Below are 9,644 nucleotides of genomic sequence, written 5' to 3'. Positions count from 1 at the left end.
CCCGCTCTCGCTCTCGCTCTCGCTCTGTGGACCTCCCCACACTCCGCTCTCCCAGGTCAACAGCAAGTTGACGCACCTTCGCGCAGCGTGGTGGACTTCGCGGGCCATATACGGCAGCAGTCCGAGGAAGCCGGTGCGAATCCGGCGCGGTCCCGCCACTGTGAGCCCTCCCCCGGGAATCCGGGACGGGCGAGCCAGGAACTCTCGCTGCCGGTCTCGTCGAACCAGGGCGTGGACACCCTGAGTGAGGACAAGTACGCCATGTTCGCCCTGCGCGGCGCGGCGCGGGCCGAGCGCGTGTTCGCGTACGGTGCCGCCGCCGGACTCCTTGCCGACCTGCTGTTCGGTGATCCGCGCCGAGGGCACCCCGTCGCCGGTTTCGGCCGGGCCGCGGGAGCCGTGGAGCGCATGCTGTGGCGGGACCACCGCGGGTGGGGCGCCGCGCACACCGTGGTCTGTGCGGGTGGCGCCGCCGCTGCCGGCGCGCTCGCCGCTCGTACCGTACGCAGTTCCCCTGTCGCCTCTGTCGCGCTGACCGCCGCCGCCACCTGGGCCGTGGTCGGCGGCACCTCGCTGGGCCGGGAGGCGCGCGGCGTCGGGTCCGCCCTCGAGGCTGGGGACGTGGAGCTGGCCCGGGAGTTGCTGCCGCGCCTGTGCGGACGGGATCCGCAGGGCCTGGACGCCGACGGGATCGCGCGCGGTGTCGTCGAGTCGGTCGCCGAGAACACCTCGGACGCCGTCGTGGGGGCGCTGGTGTGGGGGGCCGTCGGCGGAGTGCCGGGCCTGCTGGCCTTCCGCGCCGTGAACACGCTGGACGCGATGGTCGGCCACAAGTCCGCCAGGTACCGCCGGTTCGGCTGGGCCTCGGCCCGGCTCGACGATGTGGCCGGGTGGCCCGGCGCGCGGCTGACGGGAGCGCTGGCCGTACTGGCGGGCGGGCGCCCGCGCGAGGCCGCCCGCGCCTGGCGCGAGGACGCGGAGCGCCATCCGAGCCCGAACGCGGGGGTCGTCGAGGCGTCGTTCGCGGGAGCGCTCGGAGTGCGGCTCGGCGGGACGCTGGCGTACGGGGGCAGAGTGGAGCACCGGCCCGTGCTGAACGCCGCCGGGCGCCCGGTGCGGGTCGGGGATGTGGAGCGCGCCGCGCGGTTGTCGCGGCGGGTCTGTCTGTTGGCGTGGGGAGTCTGTGTGGGCGGGCGGATGCTGTGGGCGCGGCGACGAGCGGTGAGGGCGGGTCGATGAGCGGGGCTACGCGGGGCGGAGGGCTCCTCGTCGCGGGGACGACCTCCGATGCCGGTAAGAGTGTGGTCACGGCGGGGATCTGCCGGTGGCTCGTACGCCAGGGGGTGAAGGTCGCGCCGTTCAAGGGACAGAACATGTCCCTGAACTCGTTCGTGACGCGGGAGGGCGCCGAGATCGGGCGGGCGCAGGCCATGCAGGCGCAGGCCGCCCGGGTCGAGCCGACCGCGCTGATGAACCCGGTGCTGCTCAAGCCGGGCAGCGACCGCAGCAGTCAGGTCGTGCTCATGGGCAAGCCCGTGGGCGAGATGAGTGCGCGGGGCTACCACGGGAAGCGGCAGGGCGCGCTGCTCGACACCGTCGTGGGGTGCCTGGAGGAGTTGCGGGGCAGTCATGACGCTGTGATCTGTGAAGGGGCGGGCTCCCCCGCCGAGATCAATCTGCGCCGTACCGACATCGTGAACATGGGCATCGCGCGGGCCGCGCGGCTGCCGGTCCTGGTGGTCGGGGACATCGACCGCGGTGGCGTCTTCGCCTCGTTCTTCGGGACGACGGCGCTGCTCGCGCCGGAGGACCAGGAGTTGCTCGCGGGGTATCTGGTGAACAAGTTCCGTGGCGATGTCAGCCTCCTCGAACCCGGTCTCGACATGCTCAAGTCCCTTACGGGCCGGGCCACTTACGGGGTTCTGCCGTTCCAGCACGGGCTCGGGATCGACGAGGAGGACGGGCTGCGGGTGTCCTTGCGGGGCACGGTGCGCGAGTCCGTCGTGGCGCCGCCCGTCGGCGAGGACGTGCTGCGGGTCGCCGTGTGCGCGGTGCCGCTGATGTCGAACTTCACGGATGTCGACGCGCTGGCCGCCGAGCCGGGCGTCGTGGTCCGGTTCGTGGACCGCGCCGAGGAACTGGCCGACGCCGATCTGGTCGTCGTACCCGGGACGCGCGGGACGGTGCGCGCCCTGGAGTGGCTGCGGGAGCGGGGGCTCGCGGACGCGCTGGCGCGCCGGGCCGCCGAGGGGCGTCCGGTACTCGGCATCTGCGGCGGTTTCCAGCTGCTCGGGGAGCGCATCGAGGACGAGGTGGAGTCGCGGGCCGGGGTCGTGGACGGGCTCGGACTGCTGCCCGTACGCGTACGGTTCGCCGCCGACAAGACGCTCGAGCGGCCGGCCGGGGTCGCGCTCGGGGAGCCGGTCGAGGGGTACGAGATCCATCACGGGGTCGCTGACGTGCTCGGCGGGGAGCCCTTCCTGGACGGGTGCCGGGTCGGGGCCGTGTGGGGGACGCACTGGCACGGGTCGCTGGAGTCGGACGGGTTCCGGCGGGCGTTCCTGCGGCTGGTCGCCGAGGCGGCGGGGCGGCGGTTCGTGCCGGCGCCGGACACGTCGTTCGCGGCGCTGCGGGAGGAGCAGCTGGACCGGCTCGGGGATCTGATCGAGCGGTATGCCGACACGGATGCGTTGTGGCGGCTGATCGAGGGGGGTGCGCCCCCGGGGCTGCCGTTCGTGCCGCCCGGGGCGCCGGCGTGACCGGCGTGACCGGCGCTGCGGGAGGCCGCCCCCGCCGCCCCTTCCCGTCCCGTCCCCGGGGGCCGCGCCCCCGTTCCCCCATTGGTTCGTTTGTGCGTGCGGGTTCTCTGTGGTTGCTCGCGCCGTTCCCCGCGTCCCTTTCGGGGCGCTTCAACTCACCGGAGGTTCACGGCTGATGAGCACCCCGTATCCGTTCACCGCCCTCGTCGGCCAAGACGATCTGCGGCTCGCTCTCCTGCTCAACGCCGTGTCGCCCGCCGTCGGCGGTGTGCTGGTGCGCGGTGAGAAGGGGACCGCCAAGTCCACTGCCGTGCGGGCCCTTTCGGCGCTGCTGCCCGAGGTGGATGTCGTCGCCGGGTGCCGGTTCTCGTGCGCCCCGGGAGCCCCCGATCCGCAGTGCCCGGACGGGCCGCACGAGATCGGTCCGGGGGTGCAACGGGCCGCGCGCATGGTCGAGTTGCCGGTCGGCGCGTCCGAGGACCGGCTCGTCGGCGCGCTCGACATCGAGCGGGCGCTCGCCGAGGGCGTGAAGGCGTTCGAGCCGGGCCTGCTCGCGGACGCGCACCGCGGGATCCTGTACGTGGACGAGGTCAACCTGCTCCACGACCACCTGGTCGACCTGCTGCTCGACGCCGCCGCCATGGGCGCCTCGTACGTGGAGCGCGAGGGCGTCTCCGTACGGCATGCCGCGCGCTTCCTTCTCGTCGGGACGATGAACCCCGAGGAGGGCGAGCTGCGGCCGCAGTTGCTCGACCGGTTCGGGCTGACCGTGGAGGTCGCCGCGAGCCGGGAGCCCGAGCAGCGCGTGCAGGTGGTCAAGCGGCGCCTCGCGTACGACGACGACCCGGAGGGCTTCGCGGCGCGCTGGGCCACGGAGGAGGCCGACGTACGCGGACGGATCGCCGCCGCCCGGGCGCTGCTGCCTCACGTACGCCTGGGTGACGGGGCGTTGACGCGGATCGCCGCGACATGCGCCGCGTTCGAGGTGGACGGGATGCGGGCCGACATCGTGATGGCCAGGACCGCGACCGCGCTCGCCGCGTGGGCGGGGCGCACCGATGTGCTCGCGGAGGACGTGCGGCAGGCCGCGCTGCTCGCGCTGCCGCACCGGCGGCGCCGGAACCCGTTCGACGCGCCGGGGCTCGACGAGGACAAGCTCGACGAGACGCTGGACGAGTTCGGGCCGGACGCCCCGGACGACGATCCCGAGCCCGACGGTCCCGAGGATCCTGACGGTCCTGACGACGGCGGGGGCCCCGGTGGCGGCGGGGGCCTGCCGCCTCAGAACGGGCCGGAGCAGAACGGGCCTGAGCAGGAGAAGCCCGAGCAGCAGGGGCCCGAGCAGGACGGCGGGCCCGACTCGCAGGAGGCCCCTGAGGAACCGGCGGGCGCTCCCGCGTCCGGCGGCGGCCGGGAGCACCGGGCCGTCTCGGCCGGTGAGCCGTTCCGTACGAAGATGCTGAGCGTCCCGGGTCTGGGCGAAGGGGCCGCCGGGCGGCGGTCCCGGGCGCGCACGGAGCACGGCCGGACGACCGGCGCCGTACGGCCGCGGGGCGCTCTGACCAAGCTGCATCTGGCCGCGACGGTGCACGCGGCGGCGCCGCACCAGCAGGCGCGCGGCCGGTCGGGCCCCGGGCTCGTCGTGCGCCGCGACGATCTGCGGCAGGCGACGCGGGAGGGCCGCGAGGGGAATCTGGTCCTCTTCGTCGTGGACGCCTCCGGGTCGATGGCCGCCCGCCAGCGGATGGGTGCCGTCAAGGGCGCCGTCCTTTCGCTGCTGCTCGACGCCTACCAGCGGCGCGACAAGGTGGGGCTCGTGACGTTCCGCGGGTCGGGCGCCGAGGTGGCGCTGCCGCCGACGTCGAGCGTGGACACGGCCGCCGCGCGGCTCGAAACGCTGCCGACCGGTGGGCGTACGCCGCTGGCCGCCGGGCTGCTCACGGCGCACGAGGTGCTGCGTGTGGAGCGGCTGCGGGATCCGGCGCGGCGTCCGCTGATGGTCGTCGTGACCGACGGCCGGGCTACGGGTGGGCCGGAGCCGGTGAAGATGGCGGGGCGTGCGGCCGGGCTGCACGCCGTCGAGGGCACGGCGTCCGTGGTCGTCGACTGCGAGACGGGCATGGTCCGGCTGGGGCTCGCCGGGCAGCTGGCCGGTCAACTGGGCGGCAGCGCCGTCACGTTGGAGGAACTGCGAGCCGACGCCATCGCCGGGCTCGTCAAGGACGTACAGGGCACGAACCAGACCCGTAGGAGGGCCGCCTGATGCCGCAGGGACAGCCGAGTGTCGTACCGGACGACGGTCTGACGACTCGTCAGCGCCGTAACCGTCCGCTGGTGTTCGTGCACACGGGCATCGGCAAGGGGAAGTCGACGGCCGCGTTCGGGCTCGCGCTGCGCGCCTGGAACCAGGGCTGGCCGATCGGGGTGTTCCAGTTCGTCAAGTCGGCGAAGTGGAAGGTCGGCGAGGAGAACGCGCTGAAGGTGCTCGGCGCCTCCGGCGAGGGCGGCACCGTCGACTGGCACAAGATGGGCGAGGGCTGGTCGTGGGTGCAGCGCGACGATCAGGCCGACAACGAGGAGAAGGCCCGCGAGGGCTGGGAGCAGGTCAAGCGGGACCTGGCCGCCGAGACGTACAAGCTGTACGTGCTCGACGAGTTCGCCTACCCGCTGCACTGGGGCTGGATCGACGTGGCGGAGGTGGTGGAGGTGCTGCGGGACCGTCCGGGCACCCAGCACGTCGTCATCACCGGGCGCAACGCCCCGCAGGAGCTCGTCGACTTCGCGGACCTCGTGACCGACATGTCGAAGGTGAAGCACCCGATGGACGCGGGTCAGAAGGGCCAGCGGGGCATCGAGTGGTGACTGTTCCCAGTCTGCACGTGCCGCGTCTCGTCGTCGCCGCGCCCGCGTCCGGGTCGGGCAAGACGACGGTGGCGACCGGGCTGATGGCGGCGTTCGCCGAGCGCGGTCTCGCCGTGTCGCCGCACAAGGTCGGGCCCGACTACATCGACCCGGGCTACCACGCCCTGGCGACCGGGCGGCCCGGCCGGAACCTGGACGCGTACATGTGCGGCCCGGATCTCGTCGGTCCGCTGTTCGCGCACGGCGCGCAGGGCTGTGAACTGGCCGTCGTGGAAGGCGTGATGGGCCTGTTCGACGGGGTGTCGGGGCAGGGCGAGCTGGCGTCGACGGCGCATGTCGCCAAGCTGCTCAAGGCGCCGGTCGTCCTCGTCGTCGACGCGTCGTCGCAGTCGCGGTCGGTGGCGGCCCTCGTCCACGGCTTCGCGTCGTTCGACCCGGAGGTGCGGCTCGCGGGCGTCATCCTCAACAAGGTCGGCTCGGAGCGGCATGAGCAGCTGCTCCGGGAGGCGTTGGAGGAGGTCGGCGTCCCGGTGTACGGGTCCTTGCGCCGCGCCCCTCAAGTCGCCACGCCGTCACGGCACTTGGGGCTCGTACCGGTGGCCGAGCGGAGTTCCGAGGCGGTGGACTCGGTGCGGGCGGCGGCGGCGATGGTGCGCGAGGGCTGCGACCTGGAGGGCTTGCTGGCGCTGGCGCGCACGGCGCCGCCGCTGGCAACAGAGACGTGGAGTCCAGCGCAGTCAGGGGCGCGGGGAACTGCGCGACAAGCCCCCACCGGCCCGCAGCCACACCACAACCCGATCGTGGCCGTGGCCGGCGGCCCCGCCTTCACCTTCTCCTACGCCGAACACGCGGAGCTGCTCACCGCGGCGGGTGCCGAGGTCGCCACCTTCGACCCCCTCCACGACGAACACCTCCCGGAGGGCACCGCCGCGGTCGTCATAGGCGGCGGCTTCCCGGAGGTCTACGCCCCCGAGCTCTCCGCCAACGAACAGCTCCGCAAGGCGGTCGCGGAGCTGGCCCGCTCGGGTGCTCCGGTGGTCGCCGAGTGCGCGGGCCTGCTGTATCTGGCCCGGTCCCTCGACGGGCAGGAGATGTGCGGGGTGCTGGACGCGGACGCGCGGATGACGGCGCGCCTCACCCTCGGCTACCGGGACGCCGTCGCCGTCTCCGACAGTGTTCTCGCGCCGGCGGGGGCCAGGATGCGCGGCCACGAGTTCCACCGGACCTCGATGGATCCGGGCGCGGGGCCCGCCGCCGCGTGGGGCATGCGGCTGCCGGCGCCGCGCGTCGAGGGCTTCGTACAGCAGGGCGTGCACGCCAGCTATCTGCACACGCACTGGGCGGCCCGGCCGGACGTCGCCCGGCGCCTGGTGGACCGGTGCGCCGCGCCGTGAGCTCAGCCCGCGAAGCCCACGACGAGCCAGATGAACGCCGCGCCCGCGACCGTGCACAGCAGGGTCGAGCGGGCGGGGTGGTCGTGGTGGGCCTCGGGCAGGATCTCGGCGGCGGCCAGGTAGAGCAGCACTCCGCCGAAGAAACCGAGATAGGCGCCGAGCAGTTGCTCCGGAATGGTGAACAGGAGCGTCGAGGCGGCGCCCACCACGGGTGCCGCCGCGTCGGCGAGGAGCATCGTCATCGCCTTGCGGCGGGCGTTCCCGTACAGGCGCGTGATCGTGTACGTGTTGAAGCCGTCGGCGAAGTCGTGCGCGATCACCGCGAGTGCCACGGCGAGGCCCATACCGCCGCCCACCTGGAACGCGGCGCCGATCGCGATGCCGTCCATCATGCTGTGCCCGACCATCGCCCCGGCCGCCGTGAGGCCGACCTCGGGGGCCCGCCCGTGCTCGTGCTCGTCGGCGCCGTGGGCGGCTTGGCGCTGGGCGAGGAGGTGTTCCAGGACGTGCGCGGCGAGGAACCCGGCCACGAACAGCAGCAGCGCCGCCGGTACCCCGAAGACCGGGCCGCCGGCCGCGTCGAGCGCCTCCGGCAGCAGGTCGAGGCCGACGACGCCGAGCATCAGGCCACCCGCGAGACCGAGCACCAGATGGCGCCGGTCGGTGACCCGCCTCGCGGTCCAGCCGCCGACCAGGGTCATCACAAAGGCGCCGAGCGCCACGAACACCGCCATGGGCCCTGCCTAACCCATCCGGCACCCCATACGCACATCCGACACCGCCCGAATGCGGTGATCGTCGGGGTCGGCGCCCGCGCCGGGGTGACGTCCGGCGAGGTGCTCGGCCTGGTCAGGGCCGTCCTGGACGAGGCGGGGGCCGGGCCGGACGACGTGGTGGCGCTCGCGACCGTCGACACGAAGGGGAACGAGCCCGGGATCGTGGGCGCGGCCGGGGCGCTCAAGGTGCCGCTGGTGACGTATGCCGCCGGGGTCCTGGCCGGGGTGCCGGTGCCGCATCCCTCGGACCGGGTGCGCGGGGTGTTGGGCACGCCGTCGGTGGCCGAGGCGGCGGCGCTGGCGGGCGGGGGTCAGCTGGTCGTCCCCAAGCGGGTGGCGGCGGGGCGGGTGACCTGTGCGGTGGCGCGGGGCGGGTAGGGTCCTGGGCCGCTCGGGCTTTGCTCTGGTGTTTCTGGATGGTCTCGGCGGTTCTCGCCTTGTCTTCTGTCTGTCTTCTGTCCGTCTTCAGTCTGTGTTCTGTCCGTCTTCGGTCTGTGTTCTGTGTCCCGTACGTCGCGTCCCCTGCAAGGAGTCAGTTCCGTGCTCATCCCTCCCCCGGCTCTGCTCTCCGCCCTGGAACAGCGCGCCGACCGTTTCCCGTGCGACCGGGCCGATGTGCAGGTCCTGCTCGTGGGGCGGGGTTCGGCGGACCCCATCGTCAATGCCGAACTCGTCGCGGCGGCACGGTTGTTGTGGGAGGGCGGCGGGTTCGCCGGGGTGGAGCCGGCTTTCGTGTCGGGGGCGGTCCCGGACGTGCCGTCGGGTCTTGACCGGTGTGCGGCGTTCGGGGCCCGGCGGGTGGTCGTCCTGCCGTACGAGGAGTTGCCGTCGGACCGGTTCTGGGCGCAGGCCGAGGAGTGGGGCGCTGCCCATCCGGGGGTGGAGGTGCGGCGCGGGGCGGATCCCGCCGGGCCGCCGACCGCAGGGGGCGGGCCCGATCTGCGGCATCACGGTGATGCCGAAGTGCGGGACGACGGTGAGAAGTTGACGGATCTCGCGGTGAATGTCCGTACGGGGACGCCGCCGGCGTGGCTGCGGGACCGTGTCGCCGGGTCGTTGGAGGGTCTCGCGGCGTATCCGGACGGGCGGGCCGCGCGGGCGGCGGTGGCGGAGCGGCACGGGGTTCCGGTGGAGCGGGTGCTGCTGACGGCCGGGGCGGCGGAGGCGTTCGTCCTGCTGGCGCGGGCGCTCAGGGTGCGGCGACCTGTGGTGGTGCATCCGCAGTTCACGGAGCCGGAGGCGGCGCTGGAGGATGCCGGGCACGCGGTGGGGCGGGTGCTGTTGCGGGAGGCGGACGGGTTCCGGCTCGATCCTTCGCTGGTTCCCGAGGACGCGGATCTGGTGGTGATCGGGAATCCGACGAACCCTACGTCCGTGCTGCATCCCGCCGAGGAGATGGCGCGGCTGGCGCGGCCGGGGCGGGTGCTCGTGGTCGACGAGGCGTTCATGGACGCGGTGCCGGGTGAGCGGGAGTCCCTGGCGGGGCGGACGGATGTGCCGGGGCTTGTGGTGCTGCGGAGTCTCACGAAGACGTGGGGCCTTGCCGGGTTGCGCATCGGGTATGTGCTGGCCGGGCCGGAGGTGATCGGGGCGCTCGAGCGGGCGCAGCCGTTGTGGCCCGTGTCGTCACCGGCGCTGGTCGCTGCGCGGGCGTGTGTGTCGGCGCGGGGGGTTGCTGAGGCGGCTGACGCGGCGCGGGCGGTTGCGGCTGACCGGGAGTATCTCGTGGGGCTGTTGCGGGAGTTGGCCGGGCTCGGGGTCGTGGTGGCGGGGCCGGCGGAGGGGCCGTTCGTGTTGGTGCGGGTGCCCCGGGCGGGGGCGGTTCGGTCGCTTCTGCGGGGGCGTGGGTTTGC

8 protein-coding genes, 1 pseudogene and 1 riboswitch are annotated in these 9,644 nt (G+C 73.8%); of the genes and pseudogenes, 8 read left to right on the top strand and 1 reads right to left on the bottom strand.

Annotated features, from left to right (window positions below; genetic code table 11):
- The first annotated feature begins 123 nt into the window (after positions 1 to 123).
- Positions 124 to 204: riboswitch (cobalamin riboswitch) on the top strand.
- Positions 205 to 261: 57 nt separating this feature from the next.
- The 5 genes from ABD366_RS01680 (at position 262) to ABD366_RS01660 (ending at position 7,015) form a co-directional block, all read left to right on the top strand.
- Positions 262 to 1,239 carry a cobalamin biosynthesis protein gene (locus tag ABD366_RS01680; RefSeq protein ID WP_324769686.1) on the top strand — a complete coding sequence of 326 codons (978 nt, stop codon included), beginning with the start codon at positions 262 to 264 and terminating at the stop codon, positions 1,237 to 1,239.
- Positions 1,236 to 2,759 carry a cobyric acid synthase gene (locus ABD366_RS01675; protein ID WP_324769684.1) on the top strand — a complete coding sequence of 508 codons (1,524 nt, stop codon included), beginning with the start codon at positions 1,236 to 1,238 and terminating at the stop codon, positions 2,757 to 2,759. The genes ABD366_RS01680 and ABD366_RS01675 overlap by 4 nt, the downstream gene beginning before the upstream one ends.
- A 175-nt stretch (positions 2,760 to 2,934) precedes the next feature.
- Positions 2,935 to 5,022 (top strand): putative cobaltochelatase, encoded by a 2,088-nt coding sequence (locus ABD366_RS01670; RefSeq protein ID WP_324769683.1) that lies wholly within the window; start codon positions 2,935 to 2,937, stop codon positions 5,020 to 5,022.
- Positions 5,022 to 5,621: a cob(I)yrinic acid a,c-diamide adenosyltransferase gene (gene cobO, locus ABD366_RS01665; protein ID WP_324769682.1), complete on the top strand. Its 600-nt coding sequence runs from the start codon at positions 5,022 to 5,024 to the stop codon at positions 5,619 to 5,621. Before ABD366_RS01670 ends, cobO begins: the two co-directional genes overlap by 1 nt.
- The gene (locus ABD366_RS01660) at positions 5,618 to 7,015 is read left to right on the top strand and encodes a cobyrinic acid a,c-diamide synthase CobB (protein WP_324769681.1); all 1,398 of its coding nucleotides are present in this window, start codon (positions 5,618 to 5,620) and stop codon (positions 7,013 to 7,015) included. Before cobO ends, ABD366_RS01660 begins: the two co-directional genes overlap by 4 nt.
- A gap of 2 nt (positions 7,016 to 7,017) precedes the next feature.
- Here the strand turns inward: ABD366_RS01660 and ABD366_RS01655 are convergent, their stop codons facing one another.
- Positions 7,018 to 7,749 carry a ZIP family metal transporter gene (locus tag ABD366_RS01655; protein ID WP_324769680.1) on the bottom strand — a complete coding sequence of 244 codons (732 nt, stop codon included), beginning with the start codon at positions 7,747 to 7,749 and terminating at the stop codon, positions 7,018 to 7,020.
- 57 nt (positions 7,750 to 7,806) lie between these two features.
- Between ABD366_RS01655 and ABD366_RS01650 the strand changes: the two genes are divergently transcribed.
- From ABD366_RS01650 to cobC, 3 genes and pseudogenes are all read left to right on the top strand, one after another.
- Complete coding sequence (locus tag ABD366_RS01650; protein WP_324769678.1) at positions 7,807 to 8,169, top strand: cobalamin biosynthesis protein; 363 nt, start codon at positions 7,807 to 7,809, stop codon at positions 8,167 to 8,169.
- Between the two features lie 123 nt (positions 8,170 to 8,292).
- Positions 8,293 to 8,547: pseudogene (locus ABD366_RS01645) on the top strand (hypothetical protein); the annotation flags it as partial.
- A gap of 129 nt (positions 8,548 to 8,676) precedes the next feature.
- On the top strand, positions 8,677 to 9,644 hold a 968-nt coding region (gene cobC / locus ABD366_RS01640; protein WP_344440954.1), incomplete at its 3' end, for an Rv2231c family histidinol phosphate aminotransferase CobC.

This window comes from Streptomyces kunmingensis, from assembly GCF_039533535.1.
Classification (GTDB): domain Bacteria; phylum Actinomycetota; class Actinomycetes; order Streptomycetales; family Streptomycetaceae; genus Streptomyces; species Streptomyces kunmingensis.
This window is presented reverse-complemented; position numbering and strand designations above follow the sequence as displayed.

Bases quoted from the DNA above. Each gene is read 5' to 3' on its own strand.
- ABD366_RS01680 (WP_324769686.1), top strand. From the start codon at position 262: ATGTTCGCCCTGCGCGGCGCGGCGCGGGCCGAGCGCGTGTTCGCGTAC.
- ABD366_RS01675 (WP_324769684.1), top strand. From the start codon at position 1,236: ATGAGCGGGGCTACGCGGGGCGGAGGGCTCCTCGTCGCGGGGACGACC.
- ABD366_RS01670 (WP_324769683.1), top strand. From the start codon at position 2,935: ATGAGCACCCCGTATCCGTTCACCGCCCTCGTCGGCCAAGACGATCTG.
- cobO (WP_324769682.1), top strand. From the start codon at position 5,022: ATGCCGCAGGGACAGCCGAGTGTCGTACCGGACGACGGTCTGACGACT.
- ABD366_RS01655 (WP_324769680.1), bottom strand. From the start codon at position 7,749: ATGGCGGTGTTCGTGGCGCTCGGCGCCTTTGTGATGACCCTGGTCGGC.